We start from the raw sequence: 21190 nt of genomic DNA, 5'->3' as shown, positions 1-21190 counted from the left end.
ATTTTTATGGAAGATTTTTCTTATTATGTTACGATTAAACAGAATCATTATAAATAAGGTGGTGACAATTTGAATTACTTTTCTTATCTCTCCTCAGAAGAACGGCAAAATTTTTTCTATAAAGAACCTCTTAGTTTTTCAAAAAATATAGGAAAAGAACAACTAGCTTACGCACTAGGCGCTACACTATATACTCCTGGCACGAAAGAAACGATTGCGGAAGATATAATTAGAAGGAAACATGTGGATGCTATCTCAATTATTCTTTGTCTAGAGGACGCTATAAGCGATGAGGAAGTAAAACTTGCAGAGCAAAACATCGTCGTTCAAATACAGCAAATCGCTAACTTAGTCAGTGCCAACATACTAAATCAAGCAGACATCCCACTTCTTTTTATTAGAGTTCGACAGCCAAGTCAAATGAAGAAAATTGTTACTGAATTAGGTAGTGCTGTTCATTGTTTATGTGGTTTTGTCTTTCCAAAATTCACACCGATTAACGGAAAGACTTATATCGATCAGCTTGCATATATAAACGAGTTATACTCATTATCGCTATATGGCATGCCGATTTTAGAATCACCCGAAATTATGTATAAGGAAACACGGGCAGAATCATTATTACAAATAAAGGATTTACTAGATTCTTATCACGATTACATCTTAAATGTACGTATTGGTGCTACTGATTTTTCAAGTATATTTAGTATTCGGCGCAATAAATACACACCTATCTATCATATTACTGTTGTCCGTGATTGTATTTCAGACATTATTAACGTTTTCTCAAGGGCAACAAATGAATATATTATTTCAGGATGTGTATGGGAATATTTTTCTAATGATCATGAAGAAGGGCTTATTCAAGAGGTATCACTTGACCATGCAAATGGCTTAATCGGAAAGACAGTTATTCACCCATCTCATATTAAAGTTGTACAGGCAATGCACATTGTCACAATGGAAGATTATTTAGATGCGAGATTAATTTTACAAAATGCAGATACGTATAATGGAGTGCTAAAAAGCAGTTTTTCTAACAAAATGAATGAAGCAAAACCTCATTATGGCTGGGCTCGCAAAACCATTTTAAAATCTAATATTTACGGGGTGCTACATGAAAACAAACAATTCACCGATCTCCTTATTACAAACGCAAAGCAACACGTATAACGTTTTAAATAATATACAAGTTCATGTAGAAGTACGTGATAATCCATATAATTTAGCGCTAGACAATCTTTTTCAAATGGCTGCGAGAATAAATAAGAAACGTAGTTTTTTATTTGTGAGTACAATCCTTGGAAAGCATCTTCCTATTAAACCTGCAGTCTCTCTATCAAGTGGAGTTGCTCTCGCTGCAAGATATATGGAAATACTACATAATATTTCTCATCCATTTCAAAAAGAAATTTTAAATCTCATTTCATTAGAAATTGATGAAATCCCAGAGGAAGTATTTCGTTATCAATATCCTCTGCAAGAAGAAGTTTTGTTCATCGGATTCGCTGAAACAGCGACATCACTTGGTCATTCTATGTTTCAATGCTTTCAAAATGCAAAGTATGTACATACAACTAGGGAATCGATACCCCACCTAGAATCTGTCATTACATTTGAGGAAGAACATTCTCATGCAACATCACACCGTTGTTATGTAGATGAAAGCTTTTTTCAAAACAACAATCCAATTGTTCTCGTAGATGATGAGATGACAACAGGAAAAACAGCATTAAATATTATTAGATCTATTCAAAATAAATTCCCACGAGAAGAATATATAATTGCTTCTTTGTTAGACTGGCGTTCTCATACTAATAGAAAACAATTTAAACAATTAGAAGAAGAACTTCAAATTAAGGTTCATGTTATTTCTTTATTAGAAGGCAGTATTCATACAACTGGCCAACCATTAAATATTGCAAAAAAAGAGATTCAAATTGAAGAAACAAAACCTGATTTCAAAAAACATACCCTTACCTGCCTAAAATCACCCTATACATCAAATTATATAAAATATACTGGGCGATTTGGCATTTCAGCATATGAACAAAAGCACATTCATTCTTTCGCCCAAGAAGCAGGAAAAACTTTAAAAAGAGAAAGAATTGGAAAACGAACACTCTGTCTCGGAACGGGTGAATTTATGTATATCCCAATGAAAATTGCTGCTGAAATGGGTGAAAATATTTTATATCAATCTACAACAAGAAGCCCTATCCATTCTGTTTCAAATGATGTGAACTACGCCATTCATAATCATTTCTCATATCCAAGTCCTGAAGATTCTACTATTACAAATTACTTTTATAATATTTCACCTCATGATTACGATGAAGTATTTGTTTTCATTGAGCGTGATTTAGGGGAAGAAGCCCTATCTCCTCTTCTACAGCAGTTACAAACAGTTATTCCTTTTATTCATATCGTCTCATTTTCAAATAGCATAGAAAAGGAAGGTTGATAATTATGGTAAAAGTAAATTCTCATATTAGTAGTTACAATCCAAATGATGCTATTTTTCTATTAAAAGATATTAGTGATTTAATGAAAGAAAGTTCCACGGAAACTAGAGAACAAGCAATTCAAGCTGGCACACATTATTCCGAAATGTTACCAATGGAATATAAACCCTCTAAAGCGTATATGGATTTATTCTTTTCTTCCCTGCAACAATACAAACACAAACTAGCCATCGCTGTTGGAGTTGTCGCCGAACAGATTATACAAACTAAAGGAACTAACCTTGTCCTCGTTTCATTAGCTCGTGCTGGTACACCTATTGGCATTCTTATCAAACGCTACATACGCTATCAATACAACCTTGATGTACCTCACTATTGTATTTCTATTGTTCGCGGACGCGGTATTGATGAAAATGCACTCCATTATATTTTGGAACATCACCCTAAAGAAACAATTCAATTCATTGATGGGTGGACTGGAAAAGGTGCAATAAAAAAAGAATTAGAATATGCAGTACACACATTTAACGAACGAAATAATACACACATTTCTCATTGTATGGCTGTGCTTGCTGATCCCGGTTACTGTACTTCAATTTACGGTACACGTGAAGATTTTCTTATTCCTAGCGCTTGCTTAAATGCAACAGTCTCTGGACTCATTAGCCGCACTGTACTAAATGACACCTATATCGGTCCAAATGATTTTCATGGTGTTAAATATTATAAAGAGCTAGAGCAAGAAGACTTATCAAATTTCTTCGTTGATGAGGTAACAGATTTATTCCCTTCTGTTCATTCTCATATAGATAATCAATTACGTTATATTACTTCAACTTACACTGATCCCTCTTGGCAAGGATTAAAAGATATACAGTCTATCCAAAATCACTTTGAAATTGACGATATTAACTTAATTAAACCAGGAGTCGGTGAAACAACTCGCGTATTACTCCGGAGAATACCGTGGAAAATTTTAATACGTAAGCAAAACAATCCCGATTTAAAGCATATTTTACTTCTTGCTAAAGAAAAGAATGTCTCTATTGAAATCTATGAGAATATGGCTTATTCATGTTGCGGGCTCATTAAGCCCCTTAGGAGGAAAACGATATGATTTTCGCCAGTGATCTTGATCAGACGCTTATTTATTCCCGGAAATCGTTTCGTGCCCCTATAGAAGATGAATCAATTCAACTCATTGAAACTTTAGATGGGAAAGAAATTTCTTTTATATCACATAAAACCATTTCACTACTAAAAAAATTACAACTGCACTCACATTTCATCCCAGTTACAACAAGAACTATTGAGCAGTTTCAGCGGATTGCTTTATTCCAAGACGAAATCATTCCCGAATACGCCATTACAAGTAATGGCGGTAATATCCTTCATAACGGGAAACAAGATGGTACTTGGAACAGGACAGTAAAAGAAAGACTATCGGTTGAATGTATAGAGAGAAACGACATACTAAAGGAATTTGGACAAATAGCTCATAAAGATTGGGTTATATCACAAAAAACAGCCGATGATCTATTCCATTATTGCATTATTAAACGGGAGAACATTCCTTATGATGAATTATCATCTTTCACTTCCTGGTTAGACAAACAAGGCTGGAATCATTCACTTCAAGGTAGAAAGCTATACTTTGTACCAAAACCAATTAACAAATGGGACGCTGTGCAATATATAAAAGAAATTTTGCAAATAGATACGATTATTACAGCTGGGGATTCTTTACTTGATTTATGCATGCTTGAAAAGGCGAACCATGCCTTCGCACCACTTCATGGTGAGTTAGGGGCAATGCATGATAACTTACAACCCCATATTTTAAAAACAGACGCAATTGGCATATATGCTGCAGAAGAAATCGTAAATAAATCACTTCAAATTATTCACAGTTCATTACCTACCCCATGATCATAATATGCACAATTGCATACGCACCATAATTAAACAAGTGGTACAATTTATTTGAATCGCTGTTGCTACACTTCTTGATTAAAGAAAAGGCGTTAACACGGAAATTAGCGTCTTATCAACCTCAAGCAATTGGCACATTTTGTCATCTTAAAAGACACTCCAACGAGTGTCTTTTTTTCTATATCCAACAAGGACTTACTCATTTCAAAGTATAAATACATAAAATAATGTAAATCATTACACGCATGAATCACTTTCTAAAAGTTATAAAGTAGATTCAAAATAAAAAAGCACTCTTAACTAGAGTGCTTTTTACTTTCAAACAAGGAGGCTACATATATGGATAGCACTCTCGTATTTAATTTCGGCATCGGGCTTGTCATTATTTTATTTGTCTTCTTTGTACTTTGTATGAGCGGGGTATAAAAAGGCGATTTTCGGGCGTCTTTTTATACATACATATGTATTACTTGACTTCTACAAAAACAGTAACCATAATAGTTACAGATATACAAATAACTATTCACATATCCACAAATAGGAGGAAGAAAAATGAAACATGTAATCGTTTATGCACACCCGAATACAGAAAGCTTCAACCATGCGATTTTAGAAACGGTAAAAAGTGAATTAGAAGGAAAAGGTCACGAAGTACGCGTTCGCGATCTATACGAATTAAACTTTAATCCAGTATTAGGCGCTTCCGATTTCATCTCATTTTCTAAAGGAAATACACCAGAAGATATTAAAGAAGAACAAGAGCATATCTCTTGGGCTGATAGCATTACATTTATTTATCCAGTTTGGTGGGCGGGACTTCCTGCTATTTTAAAAGGATACGTTGACCGTGTGTTTAGCCATGGATTTGCTTATGCTTACGGTGAAAACGGTATTGAAAAGTTATTAAGCGGTAAAAAAGGATTGTTATTATCTACAATGGGCAATACGAAAGAAGCATACACAGCAGGCGGCATGTTTGATGCGATGAAGAAAACAGCGGATGTTGGTATTTTTGAATTTACAGGCATTGAAACAATTGAGCATACATTCTATACAAGTGTTCCTTCTGTGGATGACAGTGTGCGTAAACAATATCTTGAAGAGGTTAAAGACGTTGTGAATCGTGCTTTTTAATAAAATTATATCAGTGATTTTCTAAATATATCAGCGCAACTCATATTATATCAGCGATTTTCTAAATATATCAGCGCAACTCATATTATATCAGCGATTTTCTAAATATATCGGCGCAACTCATATTATATCGGCGATTTTTCAAATATATCGACTTACCGACAAAAATCGACACTAGTCACAACTGAATGTTAGCCCACACCAATCGGGCTGCCCGCAAATATTAGAAAAAAAGCTGTTCCAAAGTTTGGAACAGCTTTCTTCATTACATCTTCTCAATCCACTCCGTCAAGTTATGCACAACTTGCGTTGGTTGTACTTCATATTCTGTTAACTTCTCCACAGTTGTGACTCCAGTGTGGACAAGAAGGGTATGCATGCCAGCATTTACTCCCGCTAAAATGTCTGTATCGTAGTTATCCCCAACCATTAATGCTTCATTTTTTTCTATGCCAAGCACTTTTAAAGCTTGTTCCATAATGATTGATTCTGGTTTTCCGATAAAGATTGGATCCACACCTGTCGATACTGCTACAACTGATGTTAATGAACCGTTACCTGGTAATAATCCGCGCTCAGTTGGAATGGCAATGTCCCCATTTGTAGAAATAAACGTTGCGCCGTTACGCACAGCAAGACACGCTTTTGCTAATTTTTCATATGTGATGTCACGATCTAAACCAACAACAACGAAATCAGGATTTTCATCCGCAAGTTCAAATCCTTTTTCCACAAGTGCATCATGCAAGCCTTCTTCACCAATCATATATACAGTTGCGTCTTGTTTACGTTCATAAATGAAGTTCGCAGTCGCCATACTCGTTGTGAATACTTGCTCTGCTTTCGCTGGAATATCGAAACGAACAAGTTTTTCTGCCACTTGTTCTGGTTTACGCGTTGAGTTATTCGTAACGAATAAATAAGGAATGCCGCGCTCTCCTAATGCTTTTACGAAGTCGCTTGCCTCTTCAATTTGTTCTTCCCCGCGATACATCGTACCGTCTAAGTCAATTAAGTAACCTTTATACATCGATTATGTCTCTCCTTCTATGCTAACGTTCTCACCTTATCATACCACTCTTATATTACCCGCTTTTTCCAAAGAAAAAAACGCTTTACCTAAAAGCGCCCCATAACGTTCATTTTTTCTCTTTTACTTGGTAAGAACAACTACAATCGCCCTCACACATATTTGCTAACGTCTTTACATCTGCTCCTGCAAATAAACGCTTATACATCTCTTTTTCATCTTTACATACTTGCGGGAATCTCTCTGCAATTTCCTTTAACGGACAGTTTTGTTTTTCAATTACGAAAGAATTCTCTCCATCTCTCTTTATTTGAACCATATAACCGTTTTTCTCTTGCATAGCTGCTATCTCTTGCACTTTATATGCTAAATTCTTTTGATTACTCACTCTCTTTTGTAACTGTTCTTCCATTCGCTTCGTTCTCTCTTTTAAAACGTAACGAAGTATTTTTTCATCACCCATTCGAGCTAAATCTTCTAGCATATCAATCGCAAATTGCTTATACTCTTTCGGGAATGTATCTTCTCCCTTTTCACTTAATCCATACAAATAAGTTGGTCTTCCGACATGTTGCCTTACCATCTTAGAATAAATGAGTCCGTCTTTCTCAAGATTACTTAAATGTCTTCGGATCGCCATTTCTGTAATCTCTAAAACGTCAGCTAGTTCAGCTACCGTGTGCTCTCCCTTTACTTTCAACAATTGTACAATTTCGTCTTTCGTCGTACGTGCTTCCCCCATACTTCACCCTTCTCCCTTTTCTTTCTCACATACAATATAAGATCCCCAAAAGGCATTCTCTGGGGATCTTATAAGCATAATTATTCTGGTACAAATGCAGATACAGGTCCTAATTCCTTTTCTAAATAACTGCGAATATTTGCTGGGTATTTCTCTACCACTGCAATATGTTTTTGAATCGTCTTATATAATTCATCATGATTCATTTGAATATAGTCTTGCGTAAGCATTTTTCGAAGAAGGATAATTTCTTTCATCCCTTGTCCATCTTCTTCACTTATCACTCGCTCGTCCATTAAAATATCAATAATATCTTCATAGCTTCCTGGATCGCGCATAATAAATCCATCAATCATCGCATTCCCGGCATCTAATACACAATCAATAATAAGATGGGCTATGCGCTCTAATGCGTAAAATTCAAACTCGGTTTCATATATCTTTTTCTCTTGAAATGTACTTGTTGCTCGTTCTAAACATACTAGCATTTGTTCTATTTTCTTTCTGTCTACAAAATACATGAATGTCACCTACCTGGAAATTAAAGCATTTACATTTTAATTGTAACGCTTTCTTCTGAAAAAATCGACAATTTTTCGAATTCACCTTTTCTCCGTTATTTGTTATAGTTATATTTGTATGATTTTTGAAATTGGAGGAATGGAATCTTGGAACGTGAACTCGCACTAGAAATTGTCCGTGTAACAGAAGCAGCAGCCTTAGCATCCGCACAGTGGATGGGCCGCGGAAAGAAAAATGAAGCAGATGATGCAGCAACTACAGCAATGCGTGATATGTTCGATTCAGTAAACATGGCAGGTACAGTTGTAATTGGTGAAGGAGAACTTGATGAAGCACCGATGTTGTATATTGGTGAAGAACTAGGAACAGGTAACGGTCCAGAAGTAGACATCGCCGTTGATCCATTAGAAGGTACAAACATCGTTGCAAAAGGTCTTGCAAATGCAATGGCAGCTATTGCAATCGCAGACAAAGGGAACCTTCTTCATGCTCCTGATATGTACATGGAAAAAATCGCGGTTGGTCCAAAAGCAGCTGGTAAAATTAGCTTAGATGATCCAATTGAAAAAACAATTGAAATTGTAGCAGAAGCTAACAATAAAAAGATTCGCGATCTAACAGTTATCGTTCAAGAACGTGAACGTCATCAAGATATTATTGACCGTGTTCGTGCAAAAGGTGCACGCGTAAAATTATTTGGTGACGGTGATGTTGGTGCGTCAATCGCAACAGCACTACCTGGAACGGGTATCGACTTATTCGTAGGTATTGGCGGAGCTCCAGAAGGTGTTATTTCTGCAGCAGCATTAAAATGCCTTGAAGGTGAAATGCAAGCTCGTTTAGTTCCAATGAACGAAGAAGAAGAAGCTCGTTGTCGTGAAATGGGATTAGAAGATCCTCGTCAACTTCTTATGTTAGATGACTTAGTATCTGGGGATGATGCAATCTTCTCAGCAACTGGTGTATCTGCTGGTGAGTTATTAGACGGTGTTAAATTCCTTGGTGGAGATTTAGCTGAAACATACTCTATCGTAATGCGTTACAAAACAAGAACAGTACGATTCATTAAAACGCATCACCATTTAGATCATAAACCACACTTAAACTTAGATATTTAATAAAGGAGCCATGTGTATGGAAGAACGTTTCTTTCTGTACGACGATACTGTCGCTACAAAAACTCGTTTCGTTAGCTTTATGGGAGAAAATGAGCGTCACGATTTAGCGCTATTATACTCCGATCGTCATTACGGTAAAACAATTGTCCTTGATATGCAACGCAATAAATTTGCAATCATCGGTGCTGACGATTTAAACGAACCAGGCTACTTAGAGCACGCATTTTCTATGACTGAAGAAATTGCAGAAGAATTACGCTCATTTTTATTTGAACTTATATAATTTATCGTATGCACCAGCTATTTTAGCTGGTGTTTTTTTATTGTAATTATTTTTAATTTTCAAACTAATATGTTATAATTAAGAATAAATCTATTTGGATAGAAAGGACGTTATCTACGTATGCCAACATTTACTTTGTAATGGACCAGCAATTGGATAGCATTACTCTCAAAAAAGCACCACGCTTTTTCAAGGGAGTAGTCTGCCCATTCCCATTACAAAGGAACGTAACGCATCTGTAGTATGATGTTTACGGAGGTTCCTAAGGGAACCTCCTTTTATTTTTGTCTTTTTCTCATGTCTTCATACTACAAGACATCCAAATAGCTGTATTACGTTTCTTTGCCACTACTATAAGAGGTGAAGAAAAATGCAGAAAGTACAACTTTCTTGGAGTTTATATGAAAATGAGCAAAACACAATCGAAAAGTATTGTAAAAATTGCAGACGCACTACCTTATTTACTGACACGAATATTCGTAGGCATAACGCCAACGGAAAAAACATATACCGCTTTGCCATTTATAAATGTCCGAAAGATCATACGTGGAATCAAAAACTGCGTATTTATAAATCATTTACTGATCACGTTGAAACAGTCGATATGACGCAGCAAGATCAAGCCGAAACAACTACTACTATTTCCATTATGCAACATAAAGAAAACGGCATAGCTAAAATCACGATCGTATTAGACATCGTTTTCGGTTCCCACCGCATCGATAAAGCCTTATCCACATATATTTCCGACTGGAGCCGTACACTCATTGTGGATAAAATTAAAAATGGGGATATTCAATTGAATGGACAACAAATGAAGCCAAATACAATACTATCTGAAGGAGATTCTATTTCAATTTGTTTATAAGGGGGAGTCTCATGCTAAATGTGAGAAAAGGTACGATGAATTTATTAGACGAATTAGATGCAATGTATACAGAATGTAAAAAAGCGCTCTTACAAAAGAAAATTTATCAATGGGATGATTCATATCCGACTCGAGAACATATTGCCTATCACTTAGAACAAGGTGAACTCTACTGCCTATTTGAGCATGATTCGCTCGTTGGTGCTGTTGTGTTGAATGAGTGGCAATCTCCAGAATATGAGCTAATTGATTGGTCAGAAACACACGGTCGCTTTCTTATCGTCCATTCTTTCGTCATCCATCCTTTCGCCCAAGGAAAAGGATATAGCAAAGTACTTTTATCCTTTTGGGAAAATGAAGCAAAACGAAAAGACTATACGGGCATACGATTAGATGCTTTCACTGGCAATCCCGTTTCATTGCGCTTGTATGAAAAGAATCATTATATTTGTCGAGGTGCTGTTTATTTTTCAAGTAAACAGCCTCCTCACAATTGGTATAACTGCTACGAAAAAAAACTCTTACAATCACTTCTTCACTTTTCGTAATACAAAATGTGCGCAACCGAAGTTACAGTACTCGTATAAATACTCCGTTAACGTACTAATTTTCGTATCATATGTCGCACGCTGGTTACTATCATCAAAGAATCCGCGCAGTCTAAGTTGCTCATATCCCCAGTCTCCAACGATATAATCATATTTATTTAAAATTTCTGCATAGCGCTCTTTAAATGCTTCTTCACTAAAACCGTCACGAAAGTTTTTAATTACTTCGTACTGCACATTATTAATGCTCACCGTAGCATGAATCTCTTGCTTTTGCTCCATCATTAACTTCCTCTCTAAGCATTCTTCTTTTTATCGTATCACAAAGCATAACAACCAACAATTTCAAATACAAAAAATTGAAAATTAGTGCATGCTATGGAGAAGGAGGTGATACATCGTGAAAAAACAAATTATACTCTCTCTCCTCACTCTTTCCTTATTTGCAGGCTGCCAATCAACGAATAAAGCCGAAATGGAACGTGAAGAAGGAAGCCGTGTTCTTGTTTCCAACAAAAACGACATGTATCATACGGAAAATACAAATACACGATTAACGAGAGTCGGTTATTCATCTAAACAAAAGCATGAAGTGTCTAACAAACAAGTAGGGGCCATTAACCGTGAGAAAGTCGCTGAAATGATTACAAGCATGACAGTCAAACTTCCTGACGTTACAAACGCTGCTACGCTCGTTACCGATGATGAAGTATTTGTTGTATACCGTGCAAACACAACGGATCCAAAACTCGTAGCGGATCAAGTATATAGAGCTGCTTTGTCCATCGTCCCTCGCTATTATAAAGGATATGTATCAACAGACCAAAAGTTGATTTCCCAAATTCAAGGTCTTCAATCTGGCGCATTAAATGATACAGAATATACGCAAAGCCTCGATATGCTAAAACGTGAAATGAGTAAAAATCCTCATTTGAACAATACGGGAGATCAGACTTTGAATGATATGATTAAAAAGTAAAACAGGTGGAGAAAATCTCCACCTGTTTTACTTTTTATTTTTTATTACGATTCGCATAAACCTCCATCGCATCACACATAAATTGCGCTAACCCCTCACCAAACTTATCGATATTTTTCGTGAAGCGCTCATCAGCGACGTACATTTGACCGAGTCCTTTAAAAGCATCTAATGAATATGCACCGAAGTTTTGCAAGTAATCGTACCACACTCCAATTGCTTCTTGTGCCTCTTTAGAATCTGGTGCTCCGTGTCTAAGCGCTGCTAAATTTCTATAAATAGCATTAAACTCCTCTTGGTTCTCTTTTGACATACCTTTTGCATATTCGTTCGCTTTATCTACAGCTGCATCTCCCCATTTTTCACGTGCTTCTTCTTCATATGGGTTATGGCTGAAATCGAATCCTTCAAATTTCTCTTTGTTCGTCATTTCAATCTCTCCTTTTGTATGCTGAATTGTTTTATCAATCGTCGCAATCACTTTATCTAATCTAGCACGCTTTTCAAGAAGCATTTTCTTATGAAGCTCTAGTGCCTCTTCGCGATCAAATGATGGACTCATGATAATCTCTTTAATTTTTTTCAAAGGGAAGCCAAGCTCTTTAAAAAACAAAATTTGCTGCAATGTCTCTAAATTTTCATTGGAATACAGACGATATCCAGACTCTGTCGTCTCGTCTGGGGTTAACAACCCAATTTCATCGTAATGATGCAGTGTGCGCACACTAATTCCAACTAAATCAGCTACTTCTTTTACTCTCATTGTCATTTGTATCTCCCCCTTAGTACATACGATAAAGTATGACGCAACGTTAGAGTCAATAAGTAAATTCATTTTATCTTAAAAAGTTTCATCTCTCCTATATTTGATGCATAATAGTTATGTACATATATTAGAAAGCGGTGAAAGTATGGTTTCAAATACTGTAATTGCCAGCATCATCTTTCAACTCATTGTCTCGATTCTGGTCCCAATTATTGTACTCGTTTATTTCCGTAAAAAATATAATATGAATTGGAAAGTAGTCGGCATTGGTGTTCTTATCTTTATCGGATTTACTCAAATTCTTGAAACACCATTCCACCTATTTATGCGCGGTAATCCAACAATCGCTCCATTTTTAGAAAATCCGTTTGTCTTCGCAATTTATGGCGGATTGACTGCTGGTATTTTTGAAGAATTAGGACGCTTCGTTGCCTTCTTCTTCTTACTAAAAAAATATCTAGAATATAAAGATGGCTTCGCTTATGGAATTGGTCACGGCGGAATTGAATCTATTTTAATTGGCGGTTTTTCTGCATTACAAGCATTAATCTTTGCTAATTCTATTAACGATGGTAGCTTCGCTCGACTGATTGAACAAAAACCCGAGCTGAGCATTTTACAGGACATGTTAATTCAGCAACCTGCCTACTTATACTTCCTTGGTAGCTTAGAAAGAATTATGGCACTCGTGCTTCAAATTGCCTTTACAATGCTTGTTTTATACGCAGTAAAACAGAAGAAATATATCTTCCTAGTATACGCTATACTATTCCACGCATTTGTAGACTTTTTCGCGGCCCTTTACCAAACAAAAACAATCAATATCTTCGTTGCAGAAGGAATTACACTTCTTTGTACAATTGGCGCTGTCGTTCTTATTCGCAAAATGAAAGCGAAATTAATGAGTGTACCGGAGTAAAAAATAAACCACCGATTGGTGGTTTATTTTTTATGGATTGTCGCAATGATGATAGCTTTTTCCTTCTTGCAGCTCCCTCTTTGTTTCTGCATCTATAACGATATATTTATGAAACTCTTCTACTTCATTTTGAGAAAAGGAAGCAAAAAAATAAACTTGGCGATCAGGATGAACAAAAAAATCTTGAAGCATCACACTACTCCGACAACCCACGGCTGTTTTTTGTAGGAAAGAAAATTCTTCATCGGGCACTTCTTTAAATAAGATTTTTTTCGAACACTATATGCTGCATTATTGTATTCTTTATAAATTTTCTTATCTAACTGTTTATAAAAAATATCCTCACTCACAAATGACTTATTTCGATTGCTTGGATAATTTACTTTTTGATTCGACTCTGCATAAGTTGTGGACAAGTGTATAAAAAAAACAAAGACTAACTACAATACATATCATTTTATTCATGATTGCACCTCAAATGTTCATTATCCACATTACTTTTCCACATATTTAAATCCATATGCCGTTTTACAAGAAAAAGGAATTATTTCCACATTTGTCGAAGTATATAGCGTCAACTTGAAAGATGGGGATGAATTATGAAGAAAATTATTGTAATACGACATTGTTCAGCAACTGGGCAAAAACGTGATGCTGAATTAACGACCGATGGAAAAGACCAAGCAAATACCCTTGCTACATTTCTCTTAGAAAATCATCTACAAATCGATCATATTATTTCAAGCCCATTTGTCCGAGCTATCGATTCCATTCGGCCCTATGCGCTCCAAGCTAACTTATCTATCCAAGAAGATGAACGATTAACTGAACGCATATTGAGCAACGTTCCAATGGATGATTGGATGCAAAAACTAGAATCTACTTTTACAAATATAGATATTGCCTTTTCAGGCGGAGAGTCAACAAAACAAGCAACAGACCGTGCCATATCGCTTATTCAAGACGTTTTACAATTAAACCATACAACAACACTACTTGTTACACATGGCAATTTACTTACGCTCATTTTAAAGCATTTTAATCATACGATTGGCTTTAATGAATGGAGAACTTTAACGAATCCTGATATTTACGAAATTACAATCGACGAACAATGTATCATAAAACGCTTATGGGAAGCATCGTCTAAGTAATATCCCTTTCCAAAACATTCAGTTGACGCCACGAGAAGAAACTGTACTAATAATAGAAAGGGGTATCACTCCATATGTACGAAGATGTACTTGCTCTACTACATAAAACAAATGTTTCTTATGAAAAATTTGAACACGAACCAGTACTCGATTATGAGACAGATCGGATTGTACGTGAGAGACTCGGCTTACAAGGCACTCCAAGTAAAAGCTTATTTTTAAAATCAAAGTCTGGAGATTATTACGTATTTTTTACGTTAGAGGGCACAAGGCTCAACCGGGGAGAGATGAAAGAACTAACAGGAGAACGCTTATCTCTCTGTTCTCCTGATGAACTGCGAGACAAAACTGGTTGTACGCCGGGATGTGTGGCTCCTTTCGGATATTCACACGATGTAACAATTATTGTGGATAACGCTATTTATACGTACGATAAAATTTTAATTACACCTGGTGTACCTGAATTTACAATTGAATTATCCACAGAAGAATTAAAAAAGATTTTATTAACATGTCCAAATACCGTTTTAGAGTATAAACAAAAAGAGAGCTAATCGTTAGCTCTCTTTTTTCATTATTTAGCTTCTGCTGTTTTTTCTTTTGCAGAACGTACTTGCTCATCCGCATGGTAAGAAGAACGCACAAGTGGGCCAGCTTCACAGTGGCTAAATCCTTTGCTAAGTGCAATTTCTTTAAGCTCTGCAAATTCTGCTGGTGGGTAATATTTAAGAACTGGTAAGTGCTTCTTAGATGGTTGTAGGTATTGCCCAAGAGTTAAAATATCCACATTGTTTGCACGTAAGTCATCCATTGCTTCAATTAAATCTTCTCTCGTTTCACCTAAGCCCACCATAATGCTCGATTTAGTTGGAATATCAGGCTGCATTTCTTTCGCTCGACGTAAAAACTCTAATGAACGTTCATATTTTGCTCTAGCGCGAACTCGGTCAGATAATCGACGTACTGTTTCAATGTTATGGTTTAAAATATCTGGTTTTGCATCCATTAACATTTTTAAGTTTTCTTCTACTCCACCCATATCAGATGGTAATACTTCGATAGACGTGAATGGGTTTTTACGACGTACTGCTCGTACTGTTTCAGCAAAAACAGCTGCTCCCCCGTCCTTTAAATCATCACGTGCAACCGCTGTTATAACAACGTGCTTTAAGCCCATTTGTACTACTGAATCTGCCACGCGTTCTGGTTCTTGTAAATCAAGCTCAGTTGGTAAGCCTGTTTTAACCGCACAAAAACGACAAGCACGTGTACAAACCGCACCTAAAATCATAAATGTTGCTGTTTTTCTTACAGCCCAGCATTCATGAATATTCGGACATTTTGCTTCCTCACAAACTGTATGAAGATTTTTAGAACGCATCATTTTCTTTAAGCCTGTATAGTTTTCATTCGTGTTTAACTTAATTTTCAACCATTCGGGCTTGCGCTTATATTCTGTTTGTTTTGTCATGGTTATCAACTCCGCACAATATGAAATAGTTTACCGTGTTCGCTTCTTTCAATGTAACATATCTATTCTAACGTATGAAAGCGATTTGCTCAAATGAAGATTCTAAGATTTTTTCCAATCGTTCCCTATAATGAAATACTCCGTATATCCCACACTAAAAAGAGTGATGTTGTGAAAGGAGTCTATTTCATGCTTCGAAAAATTTCTCTTTTGCTTTCTATTTGTTTTCTTCTCCACCAAAACATCGCTTACGGTGAAGATAATCAGCAAAGCATATACGAAAAGCGCATGGCACTATATAAAGAAACCGAGCAGTCTTCAGGCATTCCATGGTATTACTTAGCTGCAATGGATCAATATGAAAGAAATATACGGAGCGTAAGAAAAGATATTCCGAAAAAACCAGATGCCATCATTTCCCTTTATTTCAAACCAGAAATATGGGCTGGACCTATTAATAGTAACGATACTCTTCCCCATACAATTTCTCTATTTGGCGGAATAGGTTTAGATGGTGACAAAGATGGATTTGCAAATGCAAATAGCGACCGTGATCTTCTGCATACCGCAGCGACTATTTTAAGGAAACAAGGAACATCAGAAGACCGTATTAAAATTATGCTCTGGGAATATTATAGACGTGCCAAAACAGTTGATTTAATTAGCGAATACGCCCAAATTTATAAACATTATGGACGTATTAATTTAGAAGGAAATGCTTTTCCTCTTCCGATCCGTAGTGACCATAGCTACCGTAGTACTTTCGGCGCTGGAAGAAGTTTTGGCGGCAGAAGGATTCATGAAGGAACCGATATTTTTGCCGGATATGGCGTGCCAGTAAGATCGACTTGCTATGGCATTATTGAAACGAAAGGTTGGAACCGCCTTGGTGGATGGCGCATTGGTATTCGCGACCTTCATAACAATTACCATTATTACGCTCATTTAGGCGGGTTTTCAAAAGAAATACAGCTTGGACAAATTGTTGAGCCAGGGAAAGTAATCGGATTTGTTGGTAGCACTGGTTATGGACCTCCTGGTACAGCCGGAAAATTTCCGCCCCACTTACATTTTGGCATGTATAAAGACAATGGCTATACAGAATGGGCCTTCGATCCATACATGCATTTAAGCCTTTGGGAGCGCAAAGAACGAGCAAATACAAAACGATAACCGTAGCTGCATTGCTACGGTTATTTTTTATCCAGTAAAAGCCTGACTGAGCCGAGTTTCACTTTATTTACAACTAACTATCTGTTTTCTTTTTATCAGGTACAGCAACACTTCCGCTTCCATAATACGTAGGCACTTCCCCTTGAACGATACGCGTCGCAATCGGAACATTTTGTTTCACCTTTATCTCTTTCGTATGAAATGGAATAATCACTTGCAATGTTACTTCCATTTCCATAACAATTTGAATCGCTGTAGTATTAATCCCATGCGGCTCAATTTTTTGTTTAATATCTGTATTCACATGTCCAACTGGCGTGAAATGAATCGGAATATCTGGTCCTATATTACCAAGAAGTGCATTATCAGTTACACGCCCAAAAGGAACTGCCATAGTCGCGCCGTTTTTTTCAGCAATACCTAGCTCCTTCAACTTCCCTTGTTCTACTTGCTGCAAATATTTTTCTATGTATGTGGTCGTTGATGTTACGATTTCATTTACTTGCTTTGTATTTAAATTAATTGTGGATACTTTTCCGTTTTTATCATTCTGTACTTTCATTAATGAATCTACATCGAATCCTTCATTAATTCGATCCTTTACTGCCTTCGTCATAATTGCCGTCGCCATTTTATGTGTCTCTACTTCCCCATATTTAATTAAGGTCGGCTGAATATTATTATTCACAATCCACAACCCTTGCGTAAGTAATATAACAAAAAGAATAAACGACATAAGCAGTATATACCGAAAGGCAATAGGTCCCCTTCGAAACCGCGAGTTTTTCGAGCGAAATATACTCATAAAAAAACCTCCTTCTTATATCATTTCTATGCAAGAAGGAGGGACGATATATGCTTATCTCATTTTTAATAATGCTTCTTTTCCAATCGTACCTGCTGGAATGCCTAATGCTTCAGCTCCAGTCGTTACCGATTCTAGTGGCGCTTCAAGAAGTTGTTCAATCGTTCTTACACCAACCGCACGGCCAGCAATAATTCCTCGATCACCTAATTTCTCATTTAAAAGACCTACATCTAATGCACCACACATAATATATCCTTTATCGCTCATTACAGCTAGCAAATTCGTCTTTGGAAGTTTCACGCTAACTGCAATAAACGTATAATTATCAATTATAATTGGCTCCACATTAACCATAGTTCACACTCCTCTCTTTCTTATCTGTATGACAAGAGAAAAATGAGTGTTACAAGTTAACTAGCCTATAGTTTAACGGAAGATGTATAAGTTATTAACATATCTGTTAACACATCTCTAAGTAGTTCTGGCATATAATATTGTTTGTCAGAAAGTGTGGATAGCTCTGGGTATAAGTAGCCAAATGTAAACATATCAATCGTTCCTACTGTATATATACGATCTAATTCCAGCGATTCCCCGTTAATTAATACATCTTCGAGTAAAATTTTATTCCCGGGAATCGTATCTGGAATGACTTCTACACCAGCGTAAATCATTTTCCCCATCACTTTTCCCCGAAATCCGAATCCTTTCACCTCAAGATTCTCCATATTCGGCTTACGTGCTTTCAAAATAACTTCTCTTAATATCTTTCCTGGAACTTTCAAAGCACACGGATTAATTGGATGTGGACAAATTCTGTGAATATCTCCGCGCGTTACAACACCCTCTTCTAACCCTTCAAGAAGTACACCAGCGTTCACCATGCCAATCTCTGCATTGCACCATGTTTTCAGCGCACTTGCTAACATGTGAGAAAACGGCGTCTCATGAAACCAATCAACCGGTAATGACTCTTTTAAATGAACGACAGACTCTGCCATTATATGCTCACTTTCTTCCTGCAGTATTTCAATTGTGGATAACGGCTCGCTATAAGCACCTAACCGTTCCGTCTTAATCGCCCTACCGTCTTTTTTCAGCAATTTCTTCATCTCTATATCCACAGTAAGCTGCACGTGACCAACGTAACGCCCCCACTTTTCACAACAACAAAGTAAAGTATTATTCAGTAGAATACCACGCTCAAATAAATGATGCGTATGTGCTCCTAAAATAACATCTATATCATAATGCTCTGCCATATACTCATCCATACTTTTTCCAAGGTGAGAAAGGACAACCGTAATATGAGCCTCATCTTTCACTTCTTCTAAAATAGACTCTAAATGAATAATGGGATCTTCAATATGCCAATCGAGCATCTGATAAAACTCTGGATAAGCTACCGTTAATCCGATAAAAGCAATGGTAATCCCATCCGTCGTTGTATGCAATTTATAAGGCCTTGCCCATGACGGACGTACCCCTTCTTTTTCAAATAAATTTGCGACAAGTATTTCAAATCCAGCATCATCATAGAGCCGATTCAAATGCTCCTTCGCTAACGTAATTCCTTCATTATTTCCGATCGTTACATAATCATATAACGCCTCATTCAAAAGCTTCGTATTCCCAAGTCCATTCGTCGCTTCCGAAATACTATGAAAACGATCCACATGATCGCCGATATCAACCGTCAAAACAGTCTCTCCCGCTTCCTGTCTTCGCTTTTTCTCCCCTAGAACAAACCGAGAAATTTGCGGCCAATTTTCAAAATGACTATGTATATCGTTTGTATGATAAAGGTGGATGATTGTTTCTTTATTTGTATTCAGAGAAAAAACCTCCTCTCAGTTCCTTACTGCCATTTACGCTATGCGCACACAATAATCCTGTAAATACTTTTCGTCTTTTCTTGCTATTTTACATTGTACTCGCATTGTGAGAAAAAGCAAAAGATTGTCCTTTTTATATGAGAAACTTTATTTTTGCCAGTGTGGGGATTTGTTGGTAGAGCGGGGATTTGTCAGAAAGTTAGCCGTGGGGATTTTCCCATAAGTTCTTTGCTGCATTTGTCAGTATTTTAATCTAAATTACTTTCAGTTGCCCTCTTTATGTATAAATGCTCCTTTCCTTTTTGAAGGGTACGGGGTATTCGTTCCTCTTGCTATGTCGTAATTTGTTGATAAGTCGATATCCCTTGTCGAATCGTCGATATATTGAAATAATCGCTGATATATTTCGAGTTATGGACGATATATTTGAAAAATCGCTGATATATTTAACTGAACACCCACCCGGGTATCCTCTCCCAAGCCAAGACAAATCCGCAAAACAAAAAAGCGCCCTGCACTGAAGTGACCCCTGTCAAGTAGACAGTATTCAAAAAACACAACTAAGCAACCTGAGTTCTATATTTATATGGACTCAGGTTATTTAGTTTCTTTTGGAACCTTTGGTGATTATAAAAGTGTATATATTTGCGCACAGCAAACTTAACCTCATCAGCTGTGCGGAAAGAGTATAAATGAAAACACTCTGACTTAAAGTGACTGAAGAAGCTTTCTATACAAGCATTGTCCCAACAGTTTCCCTTTCTGGACATACTAGCCTTCATCTGATATTTTTTGAGTAGTTGATTATATTGACGAGATGTGTACTGGAACCCCTGATCACTATGCAGGAGAATCCCTTTCACGTTTCGTTTTTTTCTTGCTTTTTTAAGTGTGTCTAGTACTAGTTTTAGGTCATTTCTACGGCTAATTTCATAGGCAACAATTTCATTGTTGTATAGGTCTTTAATAGCGGATAAGTACAATCTCTGTCCATTGAAAATCAAATAGGTAATATCTGTTACCCATTTTTCGTTTGGTTTGGAAGCTTGAAAATCCCTGTTCAGATGGTTATCTGAAATCACATAAGCTTCTTTCTTCCCGTAATAAGGTCGTTTTCTCCTAATAATAGCTTTGATACCTAGTTCACCCATCAACCTTTGTATACGTTTGTGATTAAAATGAAGGTTATAAGTGGCTTTCAGCCAAACTTGTACTCTCCTGTATCCATAAATCCCTTTAAGTTTTTTATGACACTCCAATATCTTCTTTTTTATTTCGGTATCTTCCAATTGTTTTTCAGAAGGCGTCAACTGTCGCTTAATCCATTTGTAGTACCCACCTCTAGTTACTCCAGCGATATCACATAGAATGGTAACTGCATAACCTTTTTCTGATAGCCCTTTGATGGCTTCAAACTTCCTCGTTTTTGGTACAGATTCCACT

Annotated in this window: 24 protein-coding genes and 1 pseudogene; 14 read left to right on the top strand and 11 right to left on the bottom strand. The window is 36.6% G+C overall.

Features of this window, described 5'->3' with window-relative positions:
- Positions 1-69: 69 nt before the first annotated feature.
- The 5 genes from QCI79_RS16555 (at position 70) to QCI79_RS16535 (ending at position 5531) form a co-directional block, all read left to right on the top strand.
- Positions 70-1173 (top strand): HpcH/HpaI aldolase/citrate lyase family protein, encoded by a 1104-nt coding sequence (locus QCI79_RS16555; RefSeq protein ID WP_021727530.1) that lies wholly within the window; start codon positions 70-72, stop codon positions 1171-1173.
- The gene (locus QCI79_RS16550; protein WP_000856300.1) at positions 1118-2464 is read left to right on the top strand and encodes a phosphoribosyltransferase family protein; all 1347 of its coding nucleotides are present in this window, start codon (positions 1118-1120) and stop codon (positions 2462-2464) included. The genes QCI79_RS16555 and QCI79_RS16550 overlap by 56 nt, the downstream gene beginning before the upstream one ends.
- Positions 2465-2469: 5 nt before the next feature.
- Complete coding sequence (locus QCI79_RS16545) at positions 2470-3582, top strand: cysteine protease StiP family protein (RefSeq protein WP_000241505.1); 1113 nt, start codon at positions 2470-2472, stop codon at positions 3580-3582.
- Positions 3579-4394: an HAD family hydrolase gene (locus QCI79_RS16540; protein ID WP_000575377.1), complete on the top strand. Its 816-nt coding sequence runs from the start codon at positions 3579-3581 to the stop codon at positions 4392-4394. The genes QCI79_RS16545 and QCI79_RS16540 overlap by 4 nt, the downstream gene beginning before the upstream one ends.
- Positions 4395-4949: 555 nt before the next feature.
- Positions 4950-5531, top strand: coding sequence for an NAD(P)H-dependent oxidoreductase (locus QCI79_RS16535; RefSeq protein ID WP_000683436.1), 582 nt, complete (start codon positions 4950-4952; stop codon positions 5529-5531).
- 265 nt (positions 5532-5796) lie between these two features.
- Here the strand turns inward: QCI79_RS16535 and QCI79_RS16530 are convergent, their stop codons facing one another.
- The 3 genes from QCI79_RS16530 to QCI79_RS16520 form a co-directional block, all read right to left on the bottom strand.
- The gene (locus QCI79_RS16530; RefSeq protein ID WP_000276463.1) at positions 5797-6561 is read right to left on the bottom strand and encodes a TIGR01457 family HAD-type hydrolase; all 765 of its coding nucleotides are present in this window, start codon (positions 6559-6561) and stop codon (positions 5797-5799) included.
- Between the two features lie 109 nt (positions 6562-6670).
- A complete protein-coding gene (locus QCI79_RS16525; protein ID WP_000503350.1) occupies positions 6671-7303 on the bottom strand; it encodes a helix-turn-helix transcriptional regulator in 633 nt (210 codons plus the stop codon).
- A gap of 80 nt (positions 7304-7383) precedes the next feature.
- Positions 7384-7824 carry a DUF86 domain-containing protein gene (locus QCI79_RS16520; protein ID WP_000273999.1) on the bottom strand — a complete coding sequence of 147 codons (441 nt, stop codon included), beginning with the start codon at positions 7822-7824 and terminating at the stop codon, positions 7384-7386.
- Between the two features lie 147 nt (positions 7825-7971).
- Between QCI79_RS16520 and glpX the strand changes: the two genes are divergently transcribed.
- The 4 genes from glpX to QCI79_RS16500 all read left to right on the top strand — a co-directional run bounded on the left by glpX (position 7972) and on the right by QCI79_RS16500 (position 10642).
- The gene (gene glpX / locus QCI79_RS16515; protein WP_021727529.1) at positions 7972-8943 is read left to right on the top strand and encodes a class II fructose-bisphosphatase; all 972 of its coding nucleotides are present in this window, start codon (positions 7972-7974) and stop codon (positions 8941-8943) included.
- Positions 8944-8959: 16 nt separating this feature from the next.
- Entirely contained in the window at positions 8960-9226 is a 267-nt protein-coding gene (locus QCI79_RS16510) for a DUF3055 domain-containing protein (protein ID WP_000392606.1), read from the top strand.
- Positions 9227-9596: 370 nt separating this feature from the next.
- The gene (locus QCI79_RS16505; RefSeq protein ID WP_001174574.1) at positions 9597-10094 is read left to right on the top strand and encodes a hypothetical protein; all 498 of its coding nucleotides are present in this window, start codon (positions 9597-9599) and stop codon (positions 10092-10094) included.
- Positions 10095-10105: 11 nt separating this feature from the next.
- Positions 10106-10642: a GNAT family N-acetyltransferase gene (locus QCI79_RS16500; protein ID WP_071699976.1), complete on the top strand. Its 537-nt coding sequence runs from the start codon at positions 10106-10108 to the stop codon at positions 10640-10642.
- On the opposite strand, the gene QCI79_RS16495 is transcribed toward QCI79_RS16500, so the two are convergent.
- Positions 10622-10924 carry a YutD family protein gene (locus QCI79_RS16495; RefSeq protein WP_000435943.1) on the bottom strand — a complete coding sequence of 101 codons (303 nt, stop codon included), beginning with the start codon at positions 10922-10924 and terminating at the stop codon, positions 10622-10624. The two genes, QCI79_RS16500 and QCI79_RS16495, sit on opposite strands and share 21 nt — an antisense overlap.
- A 118-nt stretch (positions 10925-11042) precedes the next feature.
- On the opposite strand from QCI79_RS16495, the gene QCI79_RS16490 reads away from it, so the two are divergent.
- Positions 11043-11621, top strand: a complete 579-nt coding sequence (locus QCI79_RS16490; protein ID WP_000744039.1) for a YhcN/YlaJ family sporulation lipoprotein — start codon at positions 11043-11045, stop codon at positions 11619-11621.
- 34 nt (positions 11622-11655) lie between these two features.
- Here QCI79_RS16490 and QCI79_RS16485 read toward each other — a convergent pair whose 3' ends face one another.
- Complete coding sequence (locus tag QCI79_RS16485; protein WP_000178768.1) at positions 11656-12390, bottom strand: MerR family transcriptional regulator; 735 nt, start codon at positions 12388-12390, stop codon at positions 11656-11658.
- Between the two features lie 100 nt (positions 12391-12490).
- On the opposite strand from QCI79_RS16485, the gene QCI79_RS16480 reads away from it, so the two are divergent.
- A complete protein-coding gene (locus tag QCI79_RS16480; RefSeq protein ID WP_002101508.1) occupies positions 12491-13306 on the top strand; it encodes a YhfC family intramembrane metalloprotease in 816 nt (271 codons plus the stop codon).
- A 30-nt stretch (positions 13307-13336) separates the two neighbouring features.
- Here QCI79_RS16480 and QCI79_RS16475 read toward each other — a convergent pair.
- Positions 13337-13771: pseudogene (locus tag QCI79_RS16475) on the bottom strand (hypothetical protein).
- 134 nt (positions 13772-13905) lie between these two features.
- Here QCI79_RS16475 and QCI79_RS16470 point away from each other — a divergent pair.
- Both QCI79_RS16470 and QCI79_RS16465 read left to right on the top strand, forming a co-directional pair.
- Positions 13906-14460 (top strand): histidine phosphatase family protein, encoded by a 555-nt coding sequence (locus QCI79_RS16470; RefSeq protein ID WP_000721050.1) that lies wholly within the window; start codon positions 13906-13908, stop codon positions 14458-14460.
- 74 nt (positions 14461-14534) lie between these two features.
- Complete coding sequence (locus QCI79_RS16465) at positions 14535-15014, top strand: YbaK/EbsC family protein (RefSeq protein WP_000272747.1); 480 nt, start codon at positions 14535-14537, stop codon at positions 15012-15014.
- 20 nt (positions 15015-15034) lie between these two features.
- On the opposite strand, the gene lipA is transcribed toward QCI79_RS16465, so the two are convergent.
- On the bottom strand, positions 15035-15931 hold the full coding sequence (gene lipA, locus QCI79_RS16460) for a lipoyl synthase (protein ID WP_000166372.1): 897 nt from the start codon (positions 15929-15931) through the stop codon (positions 15035-15037).
- A 189-nt stretch (positions 15932-16120) separates the two neighbouring features.
- Between lipA and QCI79_RS16455 the strand changes: the two genes are divergently transcribed.
- A complete protein-coding gene (locus tag QCI79_RS16455) occupies positions 16121-17104 on the top strand; it encodes a M23 family metallopeptidase (protein WP_000944665.1) in 984 nt (327 codons plus the stop codon).
- A 73-nt stretch (positions 17105-17177) separates the two neighbouring features.
- Here the strand turns inward: QCI79_RS16455 and yunB are convergent, their stop codons facing one another.
- From yunB to QCI79_RS16435, 4 genes are all read right to left on the bottom strand, one after another.
- On the bottom strand, positions 17178-17909 hold the full coding sequence (yunB, locus tag QCI79_RS16450) for a sporulation protein YunB (RefSeq protein WP_000021802.1): 732 nt from the start codon (positions 17907-17909) through the stop codon (positions 17178-17180).
- Between the two features lie 54 nt (positions 17910-17963).
- Positions 17964-18266, bottom strand: coding sequence for a YunC family protein (locus QCI79_RS16445; RefSeq protein WP_000248466.1), 303 nt, complete (start codon positions 18264-18266; stop codon positions 17964-17966).
- 65 nt (positions 18267-18331) lie between these two features.
- The gene (locus tag QCI79_RS16440; RefSeq protein ID WP_071686394.1) at positions 18332-19723 is read right to left on the bottom strand and encodes a bifunctional metallophosphatase/5'-nucleotidase; all 1392 of its coding nucleotides are present in this window, start codon (positions 19721-19723) and stop codon (positions 18332-18334) included.
- A gap of 584 nt (positions 19724-20307) precedes the next feature.
- The gene (locus tag QCI79_RS16435; RefSeq protein WP_000446736.1) at positions 20308-21189 is read right to left on the bottom strand and encodes an IS3 family transposase; all 882 of its coding nucleotides are present in this window, start codon (positions 21187-21189) and stop codon (positions 20308-20310) included.
- Position 21190 lies beyond the last annotated feature (1 nt).

It is taken from the genome of Bacillus cereus group sp. MG1 (assembly GCF_040460035.1).
Classification (GTDB): Bacteria; Bacillota; Bacilli; order Bacillales; family Bacillaceae_G; genus Bacillus_A; species Bacillus_A cereus.
Note: the sequence above shows the minus strand (reverse complement) of the source record. Positions and strands in the feature narration are given on the sequence as shown.

Excerpts from the sequence above, each read along its gene's own strand:
- QCI79_RS16480 (WP_002101508.1), top strand. The coding sequence starts at position 12,491 with ATGCATAATAGTTATGTACATATATTAGAAAGCGGTGAAAGTATGGTT.
- QCI79_RS16525 (WP_000503350.1), bottom strand. The coding sequence starts at position 7,303 with ATGGGGGAAGCACGTACGACGAAAGACGAAATTGTACAATTGTTGAAA.
- QCI79_RS16465 (WP_000272747.1), top strand. The coding sequence starts at position 14,535 with ATGTACGAAGATGTACTTGCTCTACTACATAAAACAAATGTTTCTTAT.
- QCI79_RS16485 (WP_000178768.1), bottom strand. The coding sequence starts at position 12,390 with ATGACAATGAGAGTAAAAGAAGTAGCTGATTTAGTTGGAATTAGTGTG.
- QCI79_RS16535 (WP_000683436.1), top strand. The coding sequence starts at position 4,950 with ATGAAACATGTAATCGTTTATGCACACCCGAATACAGAAAGCTTCAAC.
- QCI79_RS16470 (WP_000721050.1), top strand. The coding sequence starts at position 13,906 with ATGAAGAAAATTATTGTAATACGACATTGTTCAGCAACTGGGCAAAAA.
- QCI79_RS16445 (WP_000248466.1), bottom strand. The coding sequence starts at position 18,266 with ATGGTTAATGTGGAGCCAATTATAATTGATAATTATACGTTTATTGCA.
- QCI79_RS16545 (WP_000241505.1), top strand. The coding sequence starts at position 2,470 with ATGGTAAAAGTAAATTCTCATATTAGTAGTTACAATCCAAATGATGCT.
- QCI79_RS16530 (WP_000276463.1), bottom strand. The coding sequence starts at position 6,561 with ATGTATAAAGGTTACTTAATTGACTTAGACGGTACGATGTATCGCGGG.
- QCI79_RS16510 (WP_000392606.1), top strand. The coding sequence starts at position 8,960 with ATGGAAGAACGTTTCTTTCTGTACGACGATACTGTCGCTACAAAAACT.
- QCI79_RS16495 (WP_000435943.1), bottom strand. The coding sequence starts at position 10,924 with ATGGAGCAAAAGCAAGAGATTCATGCTACGGTGAGCATTAATAATGTG.
- QCI79_RS16550 (WP_000856300.1), top strand. The coding sequence starts at position 1,118 with ATGAAAACAAACAATTCACCGATCTCCTTATTACAAACGCAAAGCAAC.
- yunB (WP_000021802.1), bottom strand. The coding sequence starts at position 17,909 with ATGAGTATATTTCGCTCGAAAAACTCGCGGTTTCGAAGGGGACCTATT.
- QCI79_RS16505 (WP_001174574.1), top strand. The coding sequence starts at position 9,597 with ATGCAGAAAGTACAACTTTCTTGGAGTTTATATGAAAATGAGCAAAAC.
- QCI79_RS16455 (WP_000944665.1), top strand. The coding sequence starts at position 16,121 with ATGCTTCGAAAAATTTCTCTTTTGCTTTCTATTTGTTTTCTTCTCCAC.
- QCI79_RS16540 (WP_000575377.1), top strand. The coding sequence starts at position 3,579 with ATGATTTTCGCCAGTGATCTTGATCAGACGCTTATTTATTCCCGGAAA.
- QCI79_RS16520 (WP_000273999.1), bottom strand. The coding sequence starts at position 7,824 with ATGTATTTTGTAGACAGAAAGAAAATAGAACAAATGCTAGTATGTTTA.
- QCI79_RS16500 (WP_071699976.1), top strand. The coding sequence starts at position 10,106 with ATGCTAAATGTGAGAAAAGGTACGATGAATTTATTAGACGAATTAGAT.
- lipA (WP_000166372.1), bottom strand. The coding sequence starts at position 15,931 with ATGACAAAACAAACAGAATATAAGCGCAAGCCCGAATGGTTGAAAATT.